Consider the following 23,928-nt stretch of genomic DNA (forward strand, 5'->3'; position numbering starts at 1 on the left):
GTGCATAAAGCAGTGACAATCTACCACTTTATGCTTGATGGTGCAGCGCCAGCAAGAGAGGGAAACAAAGGTAAAACTTCTTCTGCCAATTCTTGTATAATCTCTGATGGCGGACGTGACGCAAATTGCATACCAAGTGCCGCATGATTAACGCCGGCTTGCTGCCATTCTCCAAGAAGGTCAATCAGTCCCTTACGGCCTGTTTTCAAAACATAGCCGCCATTGAGTGGTGTACGCGGGAAATCAGGATCCTCGGTCAACTCCAGCCACTCATTCGTGACATGCGGGCGAAATCCGCGGTCAGGAATTGCATCGCGCCAGCGACGGATATTCTGTGCCAGACGTAACGGCCCTTCTTGTGTATGTGTCTGTTGCGGATAAGTCAGCCAGCCATCCGCATGCTCGGCTATCCATTGTGGTGTCTGGCGGCTTGATCCTGTGACCAGCAAAGGAATTCGTCCATAAGCTGGCTTTGGCAAAAACTCTGCTTGTGCAAGTTCTCCCAAACTCGAGCGTATCGGCAGTGAGCTTTCTGCCAGTAATTGACGAAAGTAAATGACCGTTTCTGCAAAACGCTCAGCTCTTGTATCCAGATCTAAACCATAGGCCGGAAACTCTACCGGCCTGTCGCCTGATGCTATTCCAAGAACAAGCCGCCCGCCGGACAAATGGTCAATGGTGCTTGCTGCTTTGGCGAGATCAATCGGGTGGCGCAGGGAGAAAATCGCACTGCCGGTTGCCAGTGAAATTCTGGTTGTTTGTGCGGCGAGATAGGAAAGATAGGTGAACGGATCAAAAATCTGGCCGGCATCACCGAAAGACGGATCATATAGCGGAACATCCCGCACCCAGACGGAAGCAAATCCGCGTTGGTCAATGTCTTTGACGAGGGCAGTTTGACCTTCAAGAACACGCATATCGCCTTGATAAAAGCGAAGCGGCAGAAATATACCAATCGTAAGTTGATTGGCCGCAAACATACGGGTGTAACCCGGATGGTGCGCAAAGGCTTCTGATGACATACCGGATGTAATTTCCGAAGCAGACAGATTGTTGTTCATGATAAGGCTTTCAAGGAATAGAAAACTTGGCAGATCGAGGCTAAGGACCGGTAGCCGGTTGCGGCAAAGTAATGCCGCGCAATACAGCAGGCCGCGCAGCAATTTTTTGATGCCAGTTGCTTAAGTACGGATGGTGATCGAAATTGAAGCCACAAATCTGAGCAATATGTGTCCAGCCGAAGGCCGCTATATCCGCAATGGAATATTCTGATCCGGCAAAATATTCAGCGTTACTCAGCCGTTGATTGAGCACCTGATAAATATCGTTTGTCAGTTTTTGGTAACGGGTAATAGCGGGCTGTAATTTGGTTTCAGCGAAGATTTCGAAATGAGCACGCTGACCAAAGATCGGCCCCATGCTGGACGAATGAAATTGCAGCCATTGAAGTGCCTGCCAGCGCTCCGCAAAAGATTTTGGCAGGAGCTGGCCGGATTTTTCAGCGATGTAGAGCAGAATAGCAGCAGATTCAAACAGCACTATTCCTGTTGTATTGTCCGTGATGACAGGTATGCGCCCATGCGGATTGAGTTTCAGGAAATCCGCACCGCGGTGTTCACCCTGTTCAATCTGAATATGATGCAGTGTGTAGTCTAAGCCTGTTTCTTCAAGGGCAATGGTTGCTTTGAACCCGTTCGGGGATGAATCGCTATAAAGTTCAATCATTTTTTCCTTTTGATGATGTGTCAGAAAATCTAAATTGTGGTAGCGTCATCTGCAGACATATTTATTTGGTAATAGTGTATTTATAAAACGATTGATTCTGATTATTAAGTTTAGGAAAACTAAATTATGGGCAAGGTTTTGCCATTGCTGGCTTTACGGGCTTTTACCGAGACCGGACGCACGGGCAGCATTAAGAGTGCAGCTGAGACGATGGGAGTAACGTCAGGTGCTGTAAGCCAGCAAATCCGTCTGCTTGAGGAGCGGACAGGCGTAACGCTTTTCAGACGTACCCGATATGGTGTGGAACTGACGGAAGCAGGGGCGGGTGTTTATCCCGCATTGATGCGGGCATTTGCACAGATTGAAGCGAGTCTTGCCACTCTTGAGACAAGCACGGGGCAGCAGACTTTGACTGTCAGCACGCTGCCTTCTTTTGCTGCTTCATGGCTGGTGCCGCGTCTGGGCAAATTTATGGAACAAAATCCGGAGATTGAAGTCCGTGTTGAGGCATCGTCCGGCTTAACCAACCTGCATGGCGGACGTGTCGATATAGCGATCCGTCACGGGCTTGGTGATTATCCGTCTTATGATGTGCAGCCTTTGATTGCGCCGGAGCTTGTGCCGGTGATGTGCCCTGCATTGCTGGCTTCGGGGCCTGCTATTGATGAGCCTTCAGATTGTCTGGCCTATCCTTTGCTGCAGGATTCAGATCGTGCTGACTGGCGTTTGTGGCTTACGGCCTGCGGTGTGGAACCGACATCGGAAGCGGAGCGGGGCAGCGCTTTCGATGATGATTTCCTGTTATTGCGTGCTGCGGAGGCGGGACAGGGAATCGCCCTTGTGCGGGATATTTATGCCAGACCGGAAATTGCGGCAGGGCGTCTTGCTCTTGCAATAAACCGCCCCTGGCCGACACAATTTGCTTATTATGTGCTGACCTTACCCGAAAATGCACAAAAACCTGCTGTGAAGCTGTTTATTGAGTGGCTGCATCAGGAGGTGGCTACAGAGAGCAGGTAGCTTACAGGCGGCGCCCAACACGGGATAAGACAATGACCGGCAGGATACCGATGGCAACAATTGCCAGTGCTGCAATCGAGGCTTCCTCATAGGTACCGCGTGCCGCTTCTCCGTAAAGATGGGTTGCCAGTGTTTCGATGTTGAGAGAGCGCAGCAGCAGAGTAGCGGGAAGCTCTTTCACGCAATCAACAAAGACCAGCAATGCCGCTGCACTGAGCGCTGTTTTGGACAGAGGCAAATGAATGTGCCGGAATGTGCCGGTTGCCGTCTCACCTAATGTTCGGGAGGCCTGATCATAGGTCACAGGAATACGGTTGAACCCCGCATCAATACTACCGGCGGATATTGCTAGAAAGCGTACCAGATAGGCATAGATCAATGCTGCGCCGGAGCCCAGCAAGAACAGGCTGACCGACATATTAAACCATGACATGGCGATCTGGCTGATAAAGCGATCCGCTGCGCCGGTAATAATGAGCACGCCGATCGCAATCACCGTTCCCGGGGCTGCATAGCCCATGGTGGAAAAGCGGAAAAACCATTGCGATGCATTGCCCGGACGTAGCCGGATCGCATAGGCAACGATCAGGCCGATGGTGAGTGTAACGATCGTCGCGACCGAAGCCAGTATCACCGTATTGATGATTTCATCATAAAGGCGCGGCGAAATACCGGCAAAACGTATGCGTTTCCATGCTTCAGTCGCCAGATAAATAGCCGGAAAGACAAAACCGAGCAGGATTGGTGTAAGCCCCAGCAAAAAGAACATGCCGCCACGTGTTGCGCTGACTTTATGTGGCGTGAATTGCTGGCTGCGTTTTGCACTGGATGAAAAACGCTGTTTGCGCCGCGCCCAGCGTTCAAGCGAGACGAGGCAGACAACGATCAGCAAAAGCGCCAGTGCAATTTGTGCAGCTCCCGGCAGGTCTGAGCGCGTGACCCATGTTGTATAAATGGAAACGGTGAGCGTGCGGATGCCGAGAAATTCAGTCGCACCAATATCGTTCAGTGTTTCCATCAAAGCGAGACTGATGCCGACGGCAATGGCAGGGCGTGCCATTGGCAGAGCCACACGCCAGAAAATCGCATTACGGGTGACACCTAAAGTCCGTGCCGCATCAATCAATGAAGAAGACTGGGTGAGGAACATCGCCCGTGTCGGTATATAGACATAAGGATAGAGCACAAAACCGAGCAGCAGAATGCAACCGGTCATGGAGCGGATATCCGGCAGGCGAAAATCGCGCGGGCTGGCAAACCCTAAGAGCGCACGTAATGCGCTTTGAACAGGGCCGATCGGGTGCAGAATATCAAGATAGGCATAGGCGATAATGTAAGTCGGAACAGCAAGCGGCAGCAGCAAAGCCCATTCCAGAATCTTGCGCCCGCGAAAATCATAGGCTGTTACCAGCCATGCTGCAGATGTACCGACAATTGCAACAATAATGCCGACACCGGTCAGCAGAATGAGTGTATCAATGAATGCAACCGGTAATGTTGTGGCCAGAAAATGTGACCATAAACCGTCAGAACCCTGAGCGGCTTGTAAAGCAAGCGCCAGCACCGGCAGAAAAACCAGAAACGCGCTGACTGCTGAAAGGCAGAGCCATAAAGATCCGGCACGGAAAAACCGGCTTTTAGAATATGCTGGCATATTAAGGCTCGCCATTATCCGGAGCGGCTTTGATTTGTCCTGAAACGGAAAACCGCTCTTTCTCTCAGTGTTGCAGTTGAAACGAATCGTCGTCGTAACTGCTTTAATATAAAAAACGCCGCTCTTCATTATTCATAAAGAGCGGCGCTTTTTTATTAATTGTCGAAGCCTACTTTGTCGACCAGCTCACTGGCCTGTTTGCGATGGCTTACGATTTCTGTGAGCGGGGTTTTGTCGATTGTCAGCTCACCGAAGGATTTCACAATCGGATCAAGCGGCGCACCGGCTTTAACCGGATATTCGAAATTGGCTTCCGCATAGATTTTCTGAGCTTCATCAGAGACCAGATATTCAAGCAGCTTCACAGCGGCGTCTTTGTTCTTGGCATGTTTGGCAAGGGACGCACCGCTGATATTAACCTGTGTGCCGCCTTCTTTGAAGGTTGGCAGAATGACTTTGAGGCTTTCACCCCATTTGACCTGCTCTTCACCGCCTTTGCCGGAACGCATCAGGCCGACATAGTAGGAGTTTGCAACTGCGATATCGCAAATGCCGCCTGCAATGTCTTTCGCGCCGTCACGGTCACCGCCGGCAGCTTTACGTGCCAGATTGGCTTTGACGCCTTTCAGCCATTCTTCGGTTTTTTCAGCGCCGTAATGGGCGATGTAATCGGCGATCAGGGCTGTGTTGTAAGGATGCTGACCTGCACGGATACAGATTTTGCCTTTCCATTTCGGATCGGACAGATCTTCATAATTCAGAGCGGTAACATCCAGATCCTTGGCAGCGTAAACAACGCGGGCGCGCATGGACAGGGCAAACCACTCACCTTTAGCATCGCGCAGCTGTGCCGGAACGGCTTCTTCCAGTACTTTGGACGAAACAGGCTGGGTGAGGCCTTTTTCAGTCAGGTCGATCAGGTTGCCCGCATCAACGGTCATCAGAATGTCCGCAGGGGAATTTTCACCTTCAGAGGCAACGCGCTCAGCCAGACCGTCTTTCAGGAATACGGTGTTGACCGTAATACCGCTGGAAGCCTTGAAGGCATCAAGCAGAGGCTGGATCAGACCCGGTTCGCGGGTGGTATAGATATTGACTTCCTCTGCATTCGCAGCGCCTGCGAAAAGGGTTCCGAGGACGAGAGCAAAGCCTGCTTGCGCATATCCGGTTCTGGTCATTGTATCTCTTTCATGATTGAAACTGCATGGACAGAAATTATGATTAATAAAGTCAACTATTGGTTGACTTTGACTGTCAAGTCAAGCCTTTGTGAGCAGGTTGTATGTGCGTTTAATCGCGGAAGAAGAGCGCTTTGTCCGTATCCAGCTGCAAATGTATTTTCTGAATATTGGCCGGTAACCGGAGAGAAGTCCGGATGCGCAGGGGCGTTTGCAGATCACCGGTGCGGATGAGCAGTTCTTCAGTTTCGCCCAGAAAATGACGGCCTGTCACTGTGCCTTCAGTTGTGTTCTGCAGATTATCTGTGCCAGCCACCGGAAGAATATGGGAAGGTCGCAGATACATTGTTACCGGTCCGTCGCTGAGCTCTGTATTGCTGACCGGAAAAGTGCCGAGCGGAGTTTCAATCGTCCCGCTTTTGATTGTGCCCGGAATAGCGTTGAAACTGCAGAAGAAATCAGCTGCGTAACGCCCGTTCGGGTGGTCGTAGATTTCATGCGCTGTACCCTGCTGGATGATTTTGCCTGATTTCATCAGGATAATCCGGTCTCCGGCAGACAAAGCCTCTTCGGCATCATGCGTCACGATAATAACGGTGGTACCCAGCTGGCGCAGCAGAGCTATGGTTTCACTGCGTACTTTCTGGCGCAAACCCTGATCGAGATTGGAAAAGGGTTCATCCATCAGCAGAATGTCCGGGGTCGGAGCCAGCGCGCGCGCCAATGCCACACGCTGTTGTTCACCGCCCGAGAGCATATGCGGATAACGGGATGCCATATGGGACAAGCCGACCAGAGCCAGCAATTCATCGGCACGGGCCGAGGCTGTTGCCCGCGGTGTTTTCCGCAAGCCGAACAGGACATTTTGCTTTACTGTCAGATGCGGGAACAGGGCGTAATTCTGAAAGACTACGCCGACACGGCGTTGCTCCGGTTCGATAAAATGCGTACCGTTGACAATAGGCTGGTTATTAATGAACACCGAACCGCTGTCCGGCGTATCAATACCGGAGATAATCTTCAGCAGAGTGGTCTTCCCGCAGCCGGAGTGGCCGACAAGACAGATGATTTCACCGGAAGCAACAGACAGCGAAATATCCTGCAGTGCGGCAGTGGTGTCGAAATGTCTGCTGACGGATGAAACCTCCAACGCAGCAAGTCTGTTATCACTTTGTCCGGTGTGGTCTTTTGAATGCACTGTTCACTCTGCCTGTTTCCGTTCTGATTTTGCTATAACACCGGTTCCGGAGTTGTACTATAAAAACCTGACATTTATTATCCTATAAACCTGAATATGTTTGGCAATGCCGGAGGAGCACGGGCAATGTTGAAAATCGCAGTGAAACGGATTTACGAAGATGTCTCACCGGATGATGGTTTCAGAGTGCTGGTTGACCGCATCTGGCCGCGCGGTATGAGCAAAGAGCATGCTGCCCTTGACCTCTGGCTCAAAGAGATCGCGCCGACAACGGAACTGCGGCAATGGTTTCATCATCAGGAAAGCAGTCCGGAAAACTGGCAGACATTCTGCGGGCGCTATCGTGAGGAATTGCGGCATAATCCCGAACCTGTGAAACTGCTTTTGCAGCATTGTTCCGAGGGGGCGGTTACGCTGCTTTATTCGGCGAAAGATACAGATCATAATCAGGCAATTGTTCTCAGAGATTATTTGTCCGGGCAGCAAGCGCCGTAAACGGCGATGTTTTGAGAGATGTTTTCTGACTTGTATGAAAAATTGATTGTAATCAATGAATTAATGCAGGAATCTGCAATTCTGCCCTCATATCCGGTAGCAGACATGCGTTGCAAAAGGCCATATTGCGGCCGTGTATAGCAGGCATGTTGACCGGCAGGTTTTCGATCCTCAAGACGAAAAGGATATGATTATGACTGTTACCAATAAGGTTGCGTTAGTTACCGGTGCGGCTCAGGGCATTGGCCGCGGCATTGCGTTGCGCCTGGCAAAAGACGGTTTTGATCTGACACTGGTTGATCTGAAAGAAGACAAACTTGAAGCGGTTGCCAAAGAGATTGAAGCGCTCGGGCGCAAGGCAACGACTTTTGCTGCCGATGTCAGCAAGCGCGATGATATTTATGCGGCCATTGAATATACCGAGAAAGAGCTCGGTGGTTTTGATGTGATTGTGAACAATGCCGGTATTGCGCAGGTTAAGCCGCTTGCCGAAGTGACGCCGGAAGAAGTTGACCGGATCTTTAAGATCAATATTGACGGTGTGCTCTGGGGTATTCAGGCGGCTGCGGCGAAGTTCAAGCAGCGCGGCCAGAAGGGTAAAATCATCAATGCGTCGTCCATTGCCGGTCATGATGGTTTTGCGATGCTTGGCGTTTATTCCGCAACCAAATTTGCAGTACGTGCGCTGACGCAGGCTGCGGCGAAAGAATATGCCAGCGCGGGCATTACCGTGAATGCTTATTGTCCGGGCATTGTCGGTACTGATATGTGGGTGGAAATTGATGAACGCTTTGCGGAAATTACCGGTGCACCGAAGGGCGAGACCTATAAGAAATTTGTTGAAGGGATTGCCCTTGGCCGTGCGCAAACACCGGATGATGTGGCGGCGCTGGTTTCTTTCCTTGCAGGGCCGGATTCTGATTATATTACCGGTCAGGCCATTCTGACTGACGGCGGTATAGTTTATCGCTAAGTGTTTCACTTTTTTGGAAAAGAAAGCCCGCCGGAAATTCCGGCGGGCTTTTGTTTTTAGAGCATTTCACAGTCAAGTTGGATTAACTTGACGTCGGGATAATGCGACAAACTAAAAAATCTAGAGCGAGCACTGTGATCCAACATGAACGTAAACCGCTCTAGTCTACCAGAGCACCATAATGCTGAATGGTTTTTGCTGCGGTTTGCGCTGCAAAACGGATGGCGGCCTCAGCATCGCCGGTTTGTGCAAAATGCCCCAAGAATGAGCCGTTGAAACTATCGCCTGCACCCGTTGTATCAACAATCTGTGCGACAGGTGCTGTTTTGACAGTAAAAGACTGGCCGTCAAAAAGAACTTCAATTTCATCCGCACCATTTTTGACGATAATCCGCTTCAACCCGTAGCTTTGATAGCGGCTGATTGTGTCCGCTGTCGTCAAATCACCGAAACAGGCGGCCTCATCATCAAAACTTGGCAGCACCAGATTGCTGGCTTTGGCACCACGGATCAGTTGCGAGCGCATATGATCCTGATCCGGCCAGAGGCGAGGACGAATATTGGGGTCGAAAGCGATAATCTTATCCGTATCACGGAGCTCTTGGCAAACAGAGAGCAGGTTATCAGCCCCGTCACCCTCAAGAATTGCCAGCGTGATGCCGGAGAAAACAACAATATCAGAAGTTTCAATGGCCTGCCGCAGTGCAGTTTTGTTTTCTGCCAGCAGACGCGCTGCAGATTGCGAGCGCCAATAGGAGAAACTGCGCTCACCATTATTGAGATGCACCATATAAAGGCCGGGCATGCGCGATGTATGGCGCCCTATATAGTCGGTTCCGATCTGTTTTTGTGCCATGAATGCCAGCATGGCATCGGACATTGCGTCTTGCCCGAGCAGTGTGAAATAGCTGACCTGCCAGTCTGATGGCAGCGCCGCACGGGCATAATAAGCGGCATTGAAGGTGTCTCCGGCAAAGCCTTGCCGCAACAAGCCGCTGCCATCAGGGGCAAGCTCGATCATTGCCTCACCGATGGCGAGAAACTGTCCGCTCATGATTAACCTCAGACCAGCTTGCCACGGGCTGCAATCGGCCAGCTTTCCGTGACCATGCCATTGCGCTGGATATAGAGGCTGTCAAACATATTGGTAACGACACAGACATGGTTTGGGATGATCCGTACTTTGTCACCGACTTTGAGGTTGATCGGTTTTTCGCTGACCAGACGGCCGTGTTCTTCTGACAGTTGATCGATGCGGATATCATCGCGGCCGAGGACATGGCCATAACCACTCAATCCGAACAGGTCAGAAGTCAGCGTTTTGCTGCCTGCATCAATAATCGCGCGGTTGTCAGACGGAACGGACACAACGGTCGCCAGTACAAAAAACGCACAATCATCGTAACTGCATGCACCGCGCTCAACCAGTGAGCGGTCATTATAAATATAAGTGCCGGGGCGGTATTCTGTGACAACAGGGGCATCAGCCGCGCTCATCATTGAGGGCGTGCCGCCGGAGGTAATGAGCGGAACTGTAATGCCGGATGCTTCGATTTGTTGTTTTGCCTGTTCCATGAAGTTTTCAACGGCTGCATGGGCATTGGCAGGCGGATAGGTCATCAGGCCGCCGAAATGCAGCCCTGCAGCATTATGAATGGCCTTGGCAAGTTCTGCTGCTGCTTCAGGCGTTGCTACACCACAGCGGTCTGCACCGGTATTACACTCTACCAGCACCGTTAAAGGCTGTGCCTCATTGGCGAAAGCTTCGGACAGGCCGTTAATCACAGTCAGATTATCCGCAACCACACTTAGTTTTGTGCGGTGCGCGAGCGCTTTGAGCCGGTCAAGTTTTTCGCTACCTAAAATATTATAGGTAATCAGCAGGTCAGGGGAGAGACCATATTGTTTTTGCAAGCCGTCGAGCATGGCTTCTGCTTCAGAGATTTTCTGGCAGGTAATGCCGTCTGCGCCTGCTGCAAGCTGGGCATAGGCCAGCGCCGGTAATTTATGCGTTTTGATGTGAGGACGCACCCTGAAACCATGCTGGTTCGCATAGGACTGAAAATTACGGATATTTCTTTCCGCAATATCCAGATCAACGACAATTGCCGGTGTGTTCAATTGGTCCGCAAGTTTTGGTTCCATTTTTCCTCACAAATTCCGCGACCCTGTTGACTTGCCTTTCAGACGTCAAAAAACGTACCGGTCAGGCTGGTCGCCCCCTTGACAAGTTATGCATACTGTATTGAGATACGTCAATCCGGTAAAATAGACTAATGTCCATTATTTTGGACAAAATGAAAAATCATACCGGGGAGGAGCTGCATCACCTGATGCAGGCAAACAATTGGGGGTTCAGAAAATGCAGGCAATGAAACTGGCACTGTTATTGGGTGCCGCGACAATCGCATTGACACCATCCGCTTTCGCGCAGCAAAAAGGCGGCGTGCTGGATGTGGCAACTATTGGTGAGCCGCCGACACTGGACCCGATGGTCTCAACGGCTGATCTCGTCGGTATTGTCAGTCAGCATATGTTTGAGACGCTTTATACTTTCGATAAAGACTGGAAACCGGCGCCGCTTCTGGCTGCCAGCCTTCCGGAAATCTCTGCCGACGGAAAAACCTATCTGATTAAACTGCGTGAGGGCGTTAAATTCCACGATGGTACAGACATGACATCGGAAGATGTTGTGGCATCGCTCAAGCGCTGGACAACTTTAGCCTCGCGTGGCAAACAGGCGGCAACTTTGATCGAAGCCATTGAGCCGGTTGACGATTACAGCATCAAAATCACGCTGAAGCAGCCTTATGCACCGCTGACATCTCTGCTGGCCTTCAATAATTCCGCGGCGATTGTTTTGCCTACTGAAAAACAGGCTGAACCGATGACCGAATTTGTCGGCACCGGCCCTTATCAATTTAAAGAGCGCAAGCCTGATCAGTATATTCAGCTGGTGCGTTATGACGGTTATAAATCGCAGGAAGGCGAGCCGAGCGGTTATGCCGGTGGCCGCCAGCAAAATCTCGATGAAATCCGTTTTGTGCCGGTGCCGGATGCCAATACCCGCGTAGAAGCTGCGGTTTCCGGCCAGTATGGTTATGTGGATGCGCTGCCGGTTGAGGCTTTTGACCGTGTGTCCGGATCTGCCTCTTCGGATGCGGTGATGCTCAAACCATTCGGCTGGCCGGTTTTCATTATGAACACCTCCAAAGGCATTGCTGCAAACCGTGATCTGCGTAAAGCTGTTCAGGTCGCATTGAATAATGAGGACATGCTGACTGCCGCCTATGGCAGCAAGGATTTCTTCAGCGCCGAGCCGTCACTTTATCCGTCTCAATTCATCTGGAGCACAGATGCGGGATCGGAAGGCAGCTATAATGTCGGTGATGCGGAAGCTGCAAAGGCGCTGCTTAAAACTGCGAATTATAACGGCGAGCCGCTGCGTATTCTCACCAGCCGTCAATATGAGTTCCATTATAAGATGGCGCAGGTTGCTGCTGAATATCTGAAACTGGCCGGTTTCAATGTTGATATGCAGGTGGTGGATTGGGCAACGCTCACCCAGCGCCGTGCTGATCCGGCGCTCTGGGATATTTACATCACGCATAGTCCGTTCCTGCCGGAACCGGCTCTGATTGATCCTCTTTCTGTCAGTGCACCGGGCAAGTGGAATACACCGGCGCGTGCCAAGGTGATGGATGCGTTTAATGCGGAAGCGGACCCGCAGAAGCGTGCGGCACTCTGGGCAGATGTGCAGAAAGTTGTGTTCGACGAAGTGCCGTTCATCAAGGTCGGTAATTTCAACAATTTGTCTGCCAAGTCCAAGAAACTGGATGGTGTAACGCCTGCGCCATGGCCTTATTTCTGGAATGCTTCCGTTACGCAGTAAATAAAACAGGCCGCGCCAGCTTCGGAGGAGAGGCGGCGCGGCTTTAAGTTTTGGGTATTCCCGAATTGGGTGGAGACTGAATGCTACGCTATATCATACAGCGTCTGATCGGCATGATCGTGGTCATGTTTCTGGTTGTGACGATTGTTTTTGTGATCGTCCGCGTTACACCGGGTGATCCTGCTGCCGTCATGCTGGGGCCGGAAGCGACACAGGCTGATATTGAAGGACTGCGGGCTAAACTCGGTCTCGATCGCTCATTGCCGGTGCAATATGGCTATTACCTGCTGCAATTGCTGCGCGGTGATCTGGGCCAGTCGATTTTTCTCGGTCAGCCGGTTGCCCATGCCTTGGCGGAACGGGCAGAGCCGACATTCTTTCTGACATTGTTCTCTATTCTGATTGCCAGTGCGATTGCATTGCCGGTCGGCATTTATGCTGCGGTTAAACGTGGCTCATTTTTCGACCAGACAGCAACGGCGCTGGCGATGTTTGCAGCCAGTATTCCAAGCTTCTGGCTCGGCCTGCTGCTGATGCAGGTATTTGCCGTGCGCTACGGCTTGTTTCCGGTTTCCGGCTATGGCGGGCCGGATACAAGTTTCGGCGAGCGGATGATGCATCTGGTGCTGCCGTCTTTCGCACTGGGTATTGTGTCTTCTGCTTTGATTATGCGTTTTACCCGCGCCTCTATGCTGGATGTGCTGGGCGATGATTATGTGCGCACAGCCCGTGCCAAAGGGCTGAATGGCAGACGCGTGGTGATGAAACATGCGTTTAAAAATGCGCTGATCCCGATTTTGACAGTGATCGGCCTGACCGCAGCTGTGCTGATTTCCGGTGCCGTGGTCACAGAGACGGTGTTTGGCTTGCCGGGGGTTGGCAATCTGGTGGTGTCGGCTGTGATGCGCCGTGATTATCCGGTTATTCAGGGGGCCTTGCTGGTGATTGCCGCGCTCTATGTTCTGATAAATTTTGCCATTGATATGCTTTATCTGGCCGTCGATCCGAGGGTGCGTTACTGATGACCGGCTCCAGTGTAAAATCCTCAGAAACATGGTTGTTTATCCGTCGCCTGTTGCGCCGCCGTACGGTTGCATTCGGCCTGTTCGTCCTGATCGTTTTCGTGCTGCTGGCCGTTCTGGCACCACTAATTGCGCCTTATGCACCGGGTAAATTGTCGATCAGCAATCGTCTGACTGCGCCGAACGGCACATGGTTTTTCGGCACCGATGAATTTGGCCGCGATGTATTTTCCCGCACACTTTATGCGGGGCAGTTGTCATTGGCAGTCGGCGCTGCGGTTGTCGTGCTGGCAAGCCTGATTGGTATCACACTCGGTCTGCTGGCCGGTTTTTTCCAGCGGCTGGATACACCGATTGCGCGTCTGATTGATGCGATGATGGCTTTTCCGGATATTCTGCTGGCGATTGCGCTGGTGGCAGCACTCGGCCCTTCGCTGACAACAGTGATTGTGGCGCTGTCGATTGTCTATGCACCGAGACTGGCGCGTGTGGTGCGCGCTTCAACACTCGTTATCCGCGAACTGCCTTATATCGAGGCATCGCGTGCGCTGGGCATTTCCACGCCGCATATTATGACCCGCCATGTGTTGCGCAATTTGCTGTCGCCTATTCTGGTGCAGGGGACGTTTCTGTTTGCACAGGCCATGCTTGCCGAAGCCGGCTTGTCCTTTCTGGGGCTTGGTGTCAGCCCGGAAATTCCGACATGGGGCACGATGATTGCCTCTGGCCGTCAATATGTCGGACAGGCAGACTGGATGACGCTGTTTCCGGGTTTTGCCATCATTCTCGCCGTGCTGTCTTTACAGATGGTGGGTGACGGATTGCGCGATCTTCTCGACCCGCGTTTGCGTAAAGATATGTGAGGGCATGATGAGCCATTTATCAGACAAACAGCCTGTGCTCCGCGTGCAAAATCTCACAACCTCTTTTCTTGGTGAGGATGGCTGGCGACCTGTTGTGAAAAATATCTCCTTCGATGTCGGCGCAGGGGAAACCGTGGCGCTGGTCGGGGAATCCGGATCTGGAAAAAGCGTTACATCACTATCGGTGATGCGGTTGTTGCAGCCGGATACCAGCCGGATTGAGGGGAATATTCTGCTTGCAGGTAAAGATATCTTGCAGTTGTCCGAGCAGGAAATGCAAAAAATACGCGGCAATGATGTCGCGATGATCTTTCAGGAGCCGATGACTTCGCTGAACCCGCTTTACACGGTGGGAGATCAGATTTGTGAAGCCCTGCTATGCCATCGCAATATGAGCAAGGCAGAGGCAAAGGCTGAAGCTCTGCGACTGATGGAGAAGGTTCGCATTCCGTCTGCCGCAAGCCGGTTCAATGAGTATCCGCATCGTTTCTCCGGCGGTATGCGTCAGCGCGTGATGATCGCTATGGCGCTGGTCACCCGCCCGAAACTGCTGATTGCCGACGAGCCGACTACAGCGCTGGATGTGACTATTCAGGGGCAGATTCTCGACCTGATTAAAACCCTGCAGGAAGAGGAAGGCACTTCGGTACTGTTCATCACCCATGATATGGGTGTGGTTGCAGAAATCGCTGACCGCACGGTGGTGATGTATCATGGCGATGCGGTGGAAACCGGTGATACGGCCACGATTTTCCGCGATGCGAAACATCCTTATACGCGGGCTTTGCTATCAGCCGTGCCTGCGCTTGGTTCGATGACTGGACGTGCGCGCCCGCTGCGTTTTCCGGTCGTTGATATCCGAACCGGCACGGCACTGCCGCCGGTAGAAGCTGCTGATACTGTGGCGCAGGACGTGCCGCCGGTTCTGGATGTGAAAGGGCTGACGACACGCTTTACCATTCATAGCGGATTATTCGGGAAACTGGCAGGGCGCGTTCATGCGGTGGAGAATGTTTCTTTCTCGTTGCAACCGGGGGAAACGCTGTCGCTGGTGGGCGAGTCCGGTTGTGGTAAGTCGACGACAGGCCGCTCAATCATGCGACTGATAGAGCCGCAAAGCGGTTCCGTCATGGTCAACGGGCAGGATGTGATGGCCATGGCAGGGCATGAGCTGCAAGGTCTGCGCCGTACCATGCAGATGATTTTTCAGGACCCTTATGCCAGTCTCAATCCGCGTATGCGGGTAGGGGCGTCGATTGCGGAGCCGTTTCTGGAGCATAAGCTCGGTACAAAACATCAGGCACGGGAACGTGTGGCTGATCTTCTGGAGCGTGTGGGGCTGAAAGCCGATATGGCGTCTCGCTTCCCGCATGAATTTTCCGGCGGACAGCGGCAGCGTATTTGTATTGCCCGCGCGTTAGCGCTTGATCCGAAACTTATCGTTGCCGATGAATCTGTCTCAGCGCTTGATGTGTCTATTAAGGCGCAGGTCATCAATCTGTTGCTCGATCTGCAATCCAGTCTCAATCTGTCTTTTCTGTTTATCTCGCATGACATGGCGGTGGTAGAACGTCTCAGCCATCGTGTTGCGGTGATGTATCTGGGCGAGATTGTTGAGATCGGGCCGCGTGCAGCGGTGTTTGAAAACCCGCAACATCCTTATACGAAAAAGCTGATGGCTGCCGTTCCGGTGCCTGATCCGGCGCGACGCGGTATGCGGCGCGGGCAGATCGCTGATGAATTGCACAGCCCTGTCCGTGCGCCGGATTATGTACCGGTCGAGCGGCAGATGCGCGAAGTTTCAGAAGGACATTTCATATTCCAATGATAGGTCCGGTGAAACAAGTCTGCTTCTTCCAGTCAGTGTTTGCCGCTGAGCGCCTGTGCGGCATCCTTCAGGCATTGCAGATAGAAAGCATGGTTCTTCAGCCCGTCATCGCGGGGGGCAACAAGGCACAGCGTTGCTGTGGTAATGCCCTGCGCATCACGCATCGGTACGGCAAAACAATGGGTAAAATTATCGACCGTGCTGTTGAAGGTAAATTGACCGGTTCTGTCGGCTTCGCGTACCTGCGCGATAAATTCTGCCGGATCAAGCCAGCTGCCATTAGGCATCTGAAAGTCGGCAGCGGGAATGAAACTGGTAATTTCTTCATCGCTGAGATGGGCAACCAGAAGGCGGCCGGAAGCTGTCCACGGAATAGGCACGGAATGGCCGACATCCGAGGAAATGCGGAACGGGCGTACGCCTTCTTTCATACGGGCAACGGTATATTTATTACCATCGAGCACGCAATATTGCGCTGTTTCACGGGTCTGTTCGGCAATGCGTTCCAGCGCGGCATCGCAGGCGCGCATGAAGTCAAAATGATCTTCATAGGCCGCACCGAGAAAATAGAGTTTACGTCCGAGAAACACACGGCCGTCGCCGCCGGTAAATTCGAGAATACCATTGCGCAACAGCAGATTGACCAGCTCGTAAACCGAGGAACGCGGGGCGCCAATCTGTGCGGCAATTTCATTGGGTTTCAGCGGTTCACGCTTGTTGCGCAGAAAATCCAGTATCTCAAAGGCACGATCCAGACCGCGCGCACGTTTGCTGCTGTCTTCTTTGGGCGTGACCGGAGTGGTTGCGGTACTGTCTGACATGCTGCCTCCGATGAGCGCTATAATGTTATTGTGTCTGTTATATTGGATTTTAACATACAGGCAAGCAGAAGTTTACAATCAGAAGTGACGATGACAGAAGGAAATACGGGTATGATTATGCGTTACCAAAAAGGCAGCCGGATGAGTCAGGCCGTGAGCTATGGCGGCATGGTGCATATTGCCGGTCAGGTGGCTGAAAACCGCAAGGCTTCCATTGAAGAGCAGACCCGTGATGTTTTGGGCAAGATCGACCAGCTTTTGCAGCAGGCAGGAACTGACCGTTCCAAATTGCTGGCGGTGAATGTGTTTCTTCCGGCCATTGTTGATTTTGATGCGATGAATTCGGTCTATGATGCATGGATTGATCCGGAAAACCCGCCGGCGCGTGCCTGTGTGGAAGCGCGTCTGGCTGATCCAGATCTGCGGGTTGAAATGACAGCTATTGCTGCCCTTTAATATTCAATGAAGTGCCGGAGCCGGATATGACAGAAACGCTCATTCGCAATGCCCGTATCATTGATGGCACCGGCGCGCCTTGGTATCGCGGCGATGTGTTGCTGAGCGGCGGGTTAATCCGGCAGATCGGCAGAGGTCTGAATGCAGACGGTGATGTGCAGATCATTGATGCGGATGAGCGTTATTTAAGCCCCGGTTTTATCGACGCCCATTGTCATGATGATCTGATCTTTCTGCGCGAGCGGGACAGGCCGGAAAAGGCGATGCAGGGCGTGACCAGTATTGTGGTCGGTAATTGTTCTTTCTCGCTTTATCCGGCAGCAGAGGGTTCCAGAGAATATTTGCGCCAGCATTTCTCCGGCCTTCTCGGGGAAACGCGATCTGATGAGATTTTTGATGATTTTTCGGGATACCATCAGGCTTTGGAAGGAGAGGGGATTGCTCTCAATCTGATCTCACTTGTCGGCCATGCGGCTTTACGTTTGGCAGTGATGGGGCATGACAGACGACCCGCAACAGAGAACGAGCTTGCAGCAATGTGCCGCTTGCTTGACGTGCAAATGGCGCAGGGGGCGGCAGGTCTGTCTCTGGGGTTGGTTTATCCGCCAAGTGCTTTTGCTGAGATTGAAGAACTGGTGGCTTTGGGCAAAATTGTAGCTGGTTTCGGCGGGGTGCTGGCCGCGCATATCCGCTCCTATGAAGCAGGGCTGATGCAGGCGACCGAAGAATTCGGTGAGGCGGTGCGCCTGTCCGGTACAGCCGGATTACTGTCACATTTGCAATCGGCGGGAAGACCGAACTGGGGCAATGTACCGGCGGTGATCGACTATCTGGAAAGCCTGCGGTCTGACGGCGTGGATATCAGCTTTGATATGTATCCCTATCCGGCAGGCAGTACATGGATATTACAGCTTCTGCCAGCGGCGGTGATGGATGGTGGTTTGCCGGCTTTGAAAGCGCGCCTGCAGGATATGCCATGGCGGCAGAAACTGGCGCATTGGGTGGAACATGGCGGAGATGATTATCACGGCCAGAGCAAAATCTCGCTGATCGGCTGGGAGAATGTGCGGCTTTCAGCAATCGGCATTGAGGCGCTGAAACATCTGGAAGGGCAGACCATGCGTGAAGCTGCCTTTACGCTTGGCACAACGCCTTTTGATCTGCTGGTGCGCTTTATTGAAGAGGATGACGGGCAGACGGGGATTATCCTGTTTCAGCTTGATGAGGATGATCTTCATGCGGCCTGTTGCAACCGGTTGTTTATGGCGGGGTCTGACGGTTTGCCGCGTCCGGGTTCCAAGCCGCATCCGCGTGCTTTCGGGACTTTCCCGCGCATTGCCGGACCTTTGCGGCGGGAGAAAAAATGGTTTCCGCTTGAAGATGCAGTGCGGCGGATGACGTCTGTTGCAGCACAGCGTTTTTCTCTGCATGACCGCGGCCTGTTGCGCCCCGCAATGGCTGCTGATCTGGTGCTGTTTGAAGATGCGATCACAGATCACGCGACATTTGAAAATTCCACACAGATGCCGTCTGGCATCAGCCATGTTTTTGTCAATGGACAGGCGGTGATTGCAGCAGGCAAACCGACCGGCAACAGAGCCGGAAAGGTGTTGCGCTGCTGAGGATTCCTGTTCTGATGGCGTATTGGTCTGTCTTGTTGTGACGTTTATAAAATCTTAAGGCGGTATTTACCGGAAAACGATATTAATCCTGCTAATATCAGTAATATTTGAAGCAGGATAATGTCATGAACGGGCAGACCGGTGATCAGCGGTGTCATATCCGCGATCTTATGCCAGCGATTGCATTGCTGGTTCTGTTGCTTGGCGGGATTGCCGTGGCTTTTCTCAAGCCAACCGGCAAGGATGACCAATATATCGTTATGGTCGCTCCCTGGCGCACATTGAACTCTGTTATCAGCTCCATTCAGGCCGCTGAAGGTGCGATTATTTCTATCAATGCTTCATCCAGCCTGATTACAGTTTATTCCGAAAATAAAGATTTCCCAAACAGGCTTTACAGTGCCGGTGAGTGGCTGGTTTTTGAACCGCTGCTGCCTGGTGGTTGTTATGCCATTCAGGAACGGACGACAGCCGCATGATCCTAGAACTTGACGACCTTCGCAGCCGGTTTGGCCGGTTTTTGGTGATTTTATTCTGGCTGCATGTCCCGCTTCTGGCGCTGGTTGCTTATGTCACCGGTCATTCGCCGGTCGGCGCAGCTTTGGCAGGCGTGGTGCTGGCCGGTGCCTATCATATGTCATGGCTGCGCTCAGGCATTGCTCCGGTAACGCGCTATATTTCCGGCGTTGCCCTGATGGGGCAGCCCGCATTGCTGCTGTATTTTATGAGCGGTCAGCTCTGGCAAATGGATATGCATATGTATTTCTTTGCTATGCTGGCGCTCACGGTTGCGTGGTGTGACAAGCGTGCAGTTCTTTTTGCCGCCGCTGCCGTGGCTCTGCATCATTTAACGCTGGATTATCTGATGCCAGCAGCGGTGTTTCCTGAAGGCGGGGATATCAAGCGCGTTCTGCTTCATGCGGTTATTGTCGCGTTTCAGGCTGCAGTGCTGGTGTGGTTCGGCGATATGCTTGTCGATTGCTTCAACCGCATTAATGCCATGCGTGATGAAATCATTGCCAAGAATGCGGCACTGGAACAGCGCACCCTTGAGGCGGAAGCTGCCAGTAAATCGAAGAGCATGTTCCTCGCCAATATGAGCCATGAAATCCGCACACCGATGAATGCCATTCTGGGCTTTTGCCATCTGGTGTTGCGTACGGATCTGGATCTGCGTCAAAAAGAATATGTCTCGAAAATCAGCAATGCCAGTACGGCTCTGCTGCGCCTGATCAATGATATTCTCGATTTCTCCAAGAATGAGGCAGGCAAGCTTTCTCTCGAGACACGTCCGTTCAATTTACGCTCTTCTTTGCAGAGCCAGCTTAATCTGGCGGCAATTAATGCGGAGAATAAAGGCGTTAGCATTGAGACCGTTATTCAGAATGATGTGCCTGCAGTTCTGGTCGGCGATGAATTGCGCCTGAATCAGGTGCTGCTCAATCTCGTCAGCAATGCGGTGAAGTTCAGCGAGAAAGGGACTGTCACAGTCACGGTTGATGCTGAAGAGCAGCAGGATGCAGGTGTTAAACTACGCATATCGGTGCGTGATCAGGGGATCGGTATGGCACCGGAACAGCAGGCTTTGCTGTTTAATTCTTTCACACAGGCCGACAGTTCCATGACGCGTCGCTTTGGAGGAACCGGACTTGGACTGGTCATCAGCAAACAAATTGTTGAGCAGATGGGCGGCACAATCGGCGTGGAAAGCATGCCGGGTGTGGGCAGTACTTTTACCTTTACCGTCAATATGGCAATTGGTGAAATGCAGACTGAGCCGGAGCGCATCGCTTCGGCAGAGATTGCAGGTTTGCGTGTACTTGTGGCTGATGATAATCCGGCCTCGCGCGAGATTTTCCATGATGTCTTTAATTCATGGGGCTTGAATATTGATCTCGTTGCATCCGGTGAGGAAGTCCTGGGCGCGCTTGAAGGAGCATGCAAAGCCGGCCAGCCTTATGATCTGGTGGTTCTGGACTGGAAAATGCCCGGCATGGACGGTCTGCAAACAGTACAGGCGCTTCATCGTAATGAGAATCTTTCGCCGCTGCCTTATGTGGTGATGGTGACGGCCTATGGTAATGAGGACTTCCGCGCTGAAACCGAACGTTCCGGTATTGCTGCCTTCCTGACCAAGCCGATTGTTCCGAATGTGCTTTTTGACACGATTACCGGCTTGTTTGCCCGTGAAACAGCGGCGGATGCGCCGCATGCGGAAATCGGCCAGACTATTCCGATGGTGGCGGAGCAGTTGCGCGGGCTGAAGGTTCTGTTGGCTGAAGACAGTATGATCAACCGTGAGATCGCGGTTGAGCTGCTGCAGGATGCCGGATTGGTGGTTGATGTTGCTGAAAACGGCCGTATCGCCTGCGATCTCGTTCTTCAGGATCCGTTGCCCTATGACGGCATTTTGATGGATATCCAGATGCCGGAAATGGACGGTATTGAAGCCACTTTGCAGATCCGTAAAAAATGGTCTGCGGAGCAATTGCCGATTATTGCCATGACCGCGCATGCCTATGAGGAAGAACGGCAGAAATGTTTTGCTGCGGGTATGGACGACCATGTGGCCAAACCGGTTGATCCGTTCCTGCTGGTGCGCACACTTGATCGCTGGTTGAAGCCGCGCAGCAAAGAAGCTTCGCATCCGGTCGCAGAGTCTGCTCCGGTTGCAGTGAAGCCTGTAAGGGATTTGCCGGAAAGCTTGCCGCCGTTTGATCTTACAAAAGCGCTGGCGCGTATGAACGGTAAAACATCACTATTGCGTAAGCTGATTATCGATTTCGGACAGAGATTTGCTGCAACACCGGAAGAGCTCAACGAGCTGATCGGTCGCGGTGCATTGGATGATGCGCGGCGCAGCGCCCATACGCTGAAAGGTGTGGCGGGATCGCTGGAACTGGCAGAGGTTTATGAACAGTCTGCCAAGACTGAAGCTGCATTGGCACAAGGTGATGTGGTTGCGGCTAATATATTGATTGCTGAATTGGAGCAGGTGCTGAAACCGGCAATAAAAGCGGCTAAGAGTCTTGTAACTACAACAGAAGATGATAATAAACCGGTTCCGGCAGGACAAGCCGATCCGGTCAATATTCAGGCGGAGATTCTGGTTTTCCGCGGGCTTCTGGAACGCAGAAGTCTGAAGGCACGCAGCAGTTTTGAAAAATTGGCGATTACGCTCGGTATGACACCTGACACTCTGCAGGTTCATCCGGTGAAGATCGCTCTCGACAATCTTGACTATAATCGCGCCCTCACATTGCTGGATGCTGAATTTGCTGATGTTTTGCAAGCTTCACCGGACACTGAGCGTATCGGAGAATAATTATGACAGACCGCGCGGTCATCCTCATTGTGGATGATGAAATCTCAAATATTGAGATTATGAGTGCAGTACTCGAGGACGATTATGAAGTATGTTTTGCGACTTCAGGCGAGGAAGCATTAAAAGTTGCACAGACGGTGTTGCCGGACCTTATTCTGCTCGATGTGCTGATGCCGGGAATTGACGGATATGAAGTTTGCCAGCGTCTGAAAAAAGATCGCATGCTTGCGGATATTCCGGTGATTTTTACAACCGGCCTGAATGATCAGGATGCGGAAGTACGCGGATTATCTGCCGGTGCGATCGATTATGTGACCAAGCCTATTCAGCCGGTTATTTTGCTGGCGCGCGTGGCCAATCATGTCGAATTGAAACGTCTGCGCGATCAGTTGGCGCAAATGGCTGTCACAGATGCTTTGACCGGTTTAAGCAACCGCCGTCATCTGGAACAGACATTGGCGACGGAAACCACGAAACTGGCCCGCACAGGCGACTGGCTGTCGGTTATCATGGTCGATATCGACTTCTTCAAATTGTTCAACGACACATTTGGTCATCCGGCCGGTGATCGTTGTCTGGCGATGGTTGCGGCGGCTCTTACACGCGCGGTGCATCTGGCAACAGATGTAACAGCACGTTATGGCGGTGAGGAATTTGTCTGTGTCTTGCCGGGGCGGGATCATGATGCGGCAGTATTGGTGGCCAAAGAAATACAGGAACAGGTCAGTTCTTTAAGAATTCCGCATCCGGGTTCAACGGTTTCCACTTGTGTCACGGTGAGTATCGGCGTTGCTTCGGCATGTTGTCTGCCGGAAATGTCTGCATCGCAGTGGATGGCACATGCTGATCGCCAGCTCTATCTGAGTAAACGTGCCGGCCGGAATGAAATTTTCAGCACTGTTTTCAATGCGCAGGAAATCGGTCTGATTTCTGAATAATCCGGGATCATTACTCTATGACCGGCAAATTCAGCTATTTTGCCGGTCAGTGATCTCACACAGATGCAACTGAAGCTTATGCGTCTGTATTTTCTCAAAAATATGCGGTGCCGGTGCTTTGTCGGTGATAATAGCATCGACAATATTCAGTGCGCCGAGTTTAACAAGCGCGCGTTTGCCGAATTTGCTGCTGTCGACAGCCAGTAATTTGTGTCTGGATTGGTCGAGCGCTTTGGACACGGCCGCCACTTCTGTCCGGTCATCATCACACAAGTCACCGTCATCATCGATGCCGCTGACAGAAATCACCGCATAGTCGAATTTGAAACGGTTGATGAAATCGGGTGTGTCTTCCTGAAAAATGCCGCCATCTACGGCGCGGACAAAACCACCCGGAATTGCCAGCGCGAAATCGGAATTCTCGCTGATGAGTGATGCTACACGCAGACTATAAGTGACAATGCGCAAGCCCTGCCTGTTTTTTATCAGCGCAGCGGCAATGGCCTCGCAGGTTGTGCCTGTATCAATGAAAATCGTTGTGTTGTCGGGAATGTAATCGGCTACAAATGCGGCAATCGCCTGTTTTTCTGCGGCCTGATCCAGACGCCTCTGACGATAGGTTCCGGCATCCATCGGAGCTGCGATCGTCGCGCCGCCATGGATACGGCGAACTTTACCTGTGGTTTCCAGCGCCATGATATCGCGGCGTGCAGTTTGCATCGTCACCGAGCAGAGATGCGCAATTTCTTCCAGCGAAATATAATGATTTTGCTCGAGATATTGCAGCAGAAACGCCTGACGGTTGTCTTTTTTGTTGCCGCCGGTTGATGCCGAATTGTCAAATCGCATAGCGCCCCCTGTACTCCACGTATGTCGGACAAAAAAAATTATGCGTCAAGAAAATGATTTTTGACAATC

Annotated in this window: 21 protein-coding genes; 12 read left to right on the forward strand and 9 right to left on the reverse strand. The window is 52.1% G+C overall.

The genetic code is table 11. The features are described from left to right. Positions 1 to 20: 20 nt before the first annotated feature. Positions 21 to 1,061: an LLM class oxidoreductase gene (locus JNC80_RS18555; protein ID WP_376711227.1), complete on the reverse strand. Its 1,041-nt coding sequence runs from the start codon at positions 1,059 to 1,061 to the stop codon at positions 21 to 23. A gap of 40 nt (positions 1,062 to 1,101) precedes the next feature. Next, on the reverse strand, positions 1,102 to 1,725 hold the full coding sequence (locus tag JNC80_RS18560) for a glutathione S-transferase family protein (protein WP_376711228.1): 624 nt from the start codon (positions 1,723 to 1,725) through the stop codon (positions 1,102 to 1,104). Positions 1,726 to 1,851: 126 nt separating this feature from the next. On the opposite strand from JNC80_RS18560, the gene JNC80_RS18565 reads away from it, so the two are divergent. Beyond that, entirely contained in the window at positions 1,852 to 2,745 is an 894-nt protein-coding gene (locus tag JNC80_RS18565) for a LysR substrate-binding domain-containing protein (RefSeq protein ID WP_376711230.1), read from the forward strand. A gap of 1 nt (position 2,746) precedes the next feature. On the opposite strand, the gene JNC80_RS18570 is transcribed toward JNC80_RS18565, so the two are convergent. The 3 genes from JNC80_RS18570 to JNC80_RS18580 form a co-directional block, all read right to left on the reverse strand. Further along, a complete protein-coding gene (locus JNC80_RS18570; RefSeq protein WP_376711231.1) occupies positions 2,747 to 4,399 on the reverse strand; it encodes an ABC transporter permease in 1,653 nt (550 codons plus the stop codon). 155 nt (positions 4,400 to 4,554) lie between these two features. Continuing rightward, positions 4,555 to 5,577: a Fe(3+) ABC transporter substrate-binding protein gene (locus JNC80_RS18575; RefSeq protein WP_022709352.1), complete on the reverse strand. Its 1,023-nt coding sequence runs from the start codon at positions 5,575 to 5,577 to the stop codon at positions 4,555 to 4,557. A 112-nt stretch (positions 5,578 to 5,689) separates the two neighbouring features. Beyond that, positions 5,690 to 6,727: an ABC transporter ATP-binding protein gene (locus JNC80_RS18580; protein ID WP_022709353.1), complete on the reverse strand. Its 1,038-nt coding sequence runs from the start codon at positions 6,725 to 6,727 to the stop codon at positions 5,690 to 5,692. A gap of 174 nt (positions 6,728 to 6,901) precedes the next feature. On the opposite strand from JNC80_RS18580, the gene JNC80_RS18585 reads away from it, so the two are divergent. Together JNC80_RS18585 and JNC80_RS18590 are read left to right on the forward strand one after the other, a co-directional pair. Further along, on the forward strand, positions 6,902 to 7,270 hold the full coding sequence (locus JNC80_RS18585; RefSeq protein WP_376711232.1) for a DUF488 domain-containing protein: 369 nt from the start codon (positions 6,902 to 6,904) through the stop codon (positions 7,268 to 7,270). Positions 7,271 to 7,463: 193 nt separating this feature from the next. After that, positions 7,464 to 8,243: an acetoin reductase gene (locus JNC80_RS18590; RefSeq protein WP_376711233.1), complete on the forward strand. Its 780-nt coding sequence runs from the start codon at positions 7,464 to 7,466 to the stop codon at positions 8,241 to 8,243. Positions 8,244 to 8,403: 160 nt separating this feature from the next. Here JNC80_RS18590 and JNC80_RS18595 read toward each other — a convergent pair whose 3' ends face one another. Together JNC80_RS18595 and JNC80_RS18600 are read right to left on the reverse strand one after the other, a co-directional pair. After that, positions 8,404 to 9,297: a sugar kinase gene (locus JNC80_RS18595; protein ID WP_376711234.1), complete on the reverse strand. Its 894-nt coding sequence runs from the start codon at positions 9,295 to 9,297 to the stop codon at positions 8,404 to 8,406. Between the two features lie 8 nt (positions 9,298 to 9,305). After that, on the reverse strand, positions 9,306 to 10,388 hold the full coding sequence (locus JNC80_RS18600; RefSeq protein WP_376711235.1) for a D-TA family PLP-dependent enzyme: 1,083 nt from the start codon (positions 10,386 to 10,388) through the stop codon (positions 9,306 to 9,308). A gap of 217 nt (positions 10,389 to 10,605) precedes the next feature. Between JNC80_RS18600 and JNC80_RS18605 the strand changes: the two genes are divergently transcribed. From JNC80_RS18605 to JNC80_RS18620, 4 genes are all read left to right on the forward strand, one after another. After that, a complete protein-coding gene (locus JNC80_RS18605; RefSeq protein ID WP_376711236.1) occupies positions 10,606 to 12,135 on the forward strand; it encodes an ABC transporter substrate-binding protein in 1,530 nt (509 codons plus the stop codon). Between the two features lie 80 nt (positions 12,136 to 12,215). Then, positions 12,216 to 13,157, forward strand: coding sequence for an ABC transporter permease (locus tag JNC80_RS18610; protein WP_022709304.1), 942 nt, complete (start codon positions 12,216 to 12,218; stop codon positions 13,155 to 13,157). Next, complete coding sequence (locus tag JNC80_RS18615; protein WP_022709303.1) at positions 13,157 to 14,020, forward strand: ABC transporter permease; 864 nt, start codon at positions 13,157 to 13,159, stop codon at positions 14,018 to 14,020. The genes JNC80_RS18610 and JNC80_RS18615 overlap by 1 nt, the downstream gene beginning before the upstream one ends. 4 nt (positions 14,021 to 14,024) lie before the next feature. Beyond that, complete coding sequence (locus JNC80_RS18620; protein WP_376711237.1) at positions 14,025 to 15,848, forward strand: ABC transporter ATP-binding protein; 1,824 nt, start codon at positions 14,025 to 14,027, stop codon at positions 15,846 to 15,848. A 32-nt stretch (positions 15,849 to 15,880) separates the two neighbouring features. Here the strand turns inward: JNC80_RS18620 and JNC80_RS18625 are convergent, their stop codons facing one another. Continuing rightward, positions 15,881 to 16,669 carry an IclR family transcriptional regulator gene (locus JNC80_RS18625; protein WP_022709301.1) on the reverse strand — a complete coding sequence of 263 codons (789 nt, stop codon included), beginning with the start codon at positions 16,667 to 16,669 and terminating at the stop codon, positions 15,881 to 15,883. Positions 16,670 to 16,780: 111 nt separating this feature from the next. Between JNC80_RS18625 and JNC80_RS18630 the strand changes: the two genes are divergently transcribed. The 5 genes from JNC80_RS18630 to JNC80_RS18650 all read left to right on the forward strand — a co-directional run bounded on the left by JNC80_RS18630 (position 16,781) and on the right by JNC80_RS18650 (position 23,010). Further along, positions 16,781 to 17,125, forward strand: a complete 345-nt coding sequence (locus tag JNC80_RS18630; protein ID WP_028233227.1) for a RidA family protein — start codon at positions 16,781 to 16,783, stop codon at positions 17,123 to 17,125. 26 nt (positions 17,126 to 17,151) lie between these two features. Then, positions 17,152 to 18,747, forward strand: a complete 1,596-nt coding sequence (locus JNC80_RS18635; protein WP_376711239.1) for an N-acyl-D-amino-acid deacylase family protein — start codon at positions 17,152 to 17,154, stop codon at positions 18,745 to 18,747. Positions 18,748 to 18,872: 125 nt separating this feature from the next. Further along, positions 18,873 to 19,226, forward strand: coding sequence for a hypothetical protein (locus JNC80_RS18640; RefSeq protein ID WP_022709298.1), 354 nt, complete (start codon positions 18,873 to 18,875; stop codon positions 19,224 to 19,226). Further along, entirely contained in the window at positions 19,223 to 22,072 is a 2,850-nt protein-coding gene (locus JNC80_RS18645) for a hybrid sensor histidine kinase/response regulator (protein ID WP_376711240.1), read from the forward strand. Before JNC80_RS18640 ends, JNC80_RS18645 begins: the two co-directional genes overlap by 4 nt. Positions 22,073 to 22,074: 2 nt before the next feature. After that, entirely contained in the window at positions 22,075 to 23,010 is a 936-nt protein-coding gene (locus JNC80_RS18650; protein ID WP_075657574.1) for a diguanylate cyclase, read from the forward strand. Between the two features lie 30 nt (positions 23,011 to 23,040). Here the strand turns inward: JNC80_RS18650 and JNC80_RS18655 are convergent, their stop codons facing one another. After that, positions 23,041 to 23,859: a DeoR/GlpR family DNA-binding transcription regulator gene (locus JNC80_RS18655; RefSeq protein WP_376711241.1), complete on the reverse strand. Its 819-nt coding sequence runs from the start codon at positions 23,857 to 23,859 to the stop codon at positions 23,041 to 23,043. Between the last annotated feature and the right edge of the window lie 69 nt (positions 23,860 to 23,928).

The sequence above is a fragment of the Pseudochrobactrum lubricantis genome, assembly GCF_041929865.1.
GTDB classification, from domain to species: Bacteria; Pseudomonadota; Alphaproteobacteria; order Rhizobiales; family Rhizobiaceae; genus Pseudochrobactrum; species Pseudochrobactrum saccharolyticum.

Bases quoted from the DNA above. Each gene is read 5' to 3' on its own strand.
- JNC80_RS18650 (WP_075657574.1), top strand. From the start codon at position 22,075: ATGACAGACCGCGCGGTCATCCTCATTGTGGATGATGAAATCTCAAAT.
- JNC80_RS18570 (WP_376711231.1), bottom strand. From the start codon at position 4,399: ATGCCAGCATATTCTAAAAGCCGGTTTTTCCGTGCCGGATCTTTATGG.
- JNC80_RS18605 (WP_376711236.1), top strand. From the start codon at position 10,606: ATGCAGGCAATGAAACTGGCACTGTTATTGGGTGCCGCGACAATCGCA.
- JNC80_RS18555 (WP_376711227.1), bottom strand. From the start codon at position 1,061: ATGAACAACAATCTGTCTGCTTCGGAAATTACATCCGGTATGTCATCA.
- JNC80_RS18630 (WP_028233227.1), top strand. From the start codon at position 16,781: ATGATTATGCGTTACCAAAAAGGCAGCCGGATGAGTCAGGCCGTGAGC.
- JNC80_RS18620 (WP_376711237.1), top strand. From the start codon at position 14,025: ATGATGAGCCATTTATCAGACAAACAGCCTGTGCTCCGCGTGCAAAAT.
- JNC80_RS18615 (WP_022709303.1), top strand. From the start codon at position 13,157: ATGACCGGCTCCAGTGTAAAATCCTCAGAAACATGGTTGTTTATCCGT.
- JNC80_RS18565 (WP_376711230.1), top strand. From the start codon at position 1,852: ATGGGCAAGGTTTTGCCATTGCTGGCTTTACGGGCTTTTACCGAGACC.
- JNC80_RS18610 (WP_022709304.1), top strand. From the start codon at position 12,216: ATGCTACGCTATATCATACAGCGTCTGATCGGCATGATCGTGGTCATG.
- JNC80_RS18585 (WP_376711232.1), top strand. From the start codon at position 6,902: ATGTTGAAAATCGCAGTGAAACGGATTTACGAAGATGTCTCACCGGAT.
- JNC80_RS18595 (WP_376711234.1), bottom strand. From the start codon at position 9,297: ATGAGCGGACAGTTTCTCGCCATCGGTGAGGCAATGATCGAGCTTGCC.
- JNC80_RS18655 (WP_376711241.1), bottom strand. From the start codon at position 23,859: ATGCGATTTGACAATTCGGCATCAACCGGCGGCAACAAAAAAGACAAC.
- JNC80_RS18590 (WP_376711233.1), top strand. From the start codon at position 7,464: ATGACTGTTACCAATAAGGTTGCGTTAGTTACCGGTGCGGCTCAGGGC.
- JNC80_RS18645 (WP_376711240.1), top strand. From the start codon at position 19,223: ATGATCCTAGAACTTGACGACCTTCGCAGCCGGTTTGGCCGGTTTTTG.
- JNC80_RS18640 (WP_022709298.1), top strand. From the start codon at position 18,873: ATGAACGGGCAGACCGGTGATCAGCGGTGTCATATCCGCGATCTTATG.
- JNC80_RS18600 (WP_376711235.1), bottom strand. From the start codon at position 10,388: ATGGAACCAAAACTTGCGGACCAATTGAACACACCGGCAATTGTCGTT.
- JNC80_RS18575 (WP_022709352.1), bottom strand. From the start codon at position 5,577: ATGACCAGAACCGGATATGCGCAAGCAGGCTTTGCTCTCGTCCTCGGA.
- JNC80_RS18625 (WP_022709301.1), bottom strand. From the start codon at position 16,669: ATGTCAGACAGTACCGCAACCACTCCGGTCACGCCCAAAGAAGACAGC.
- JNC80_RS18635 (WP_376711239.1), top strand. From the start codon at position 17,152: ATGACAGAAACGCTCATTCGCAATGCCCGTATCATTGATGGCACCGGC.
- JNC80_RS18560 (WP_376711228.1), bottom strand. From the start codon at position 1,725: ATGATTGAACTTTATAGCGATTCATCCCCGAACGGGTTCAAAGCAACC.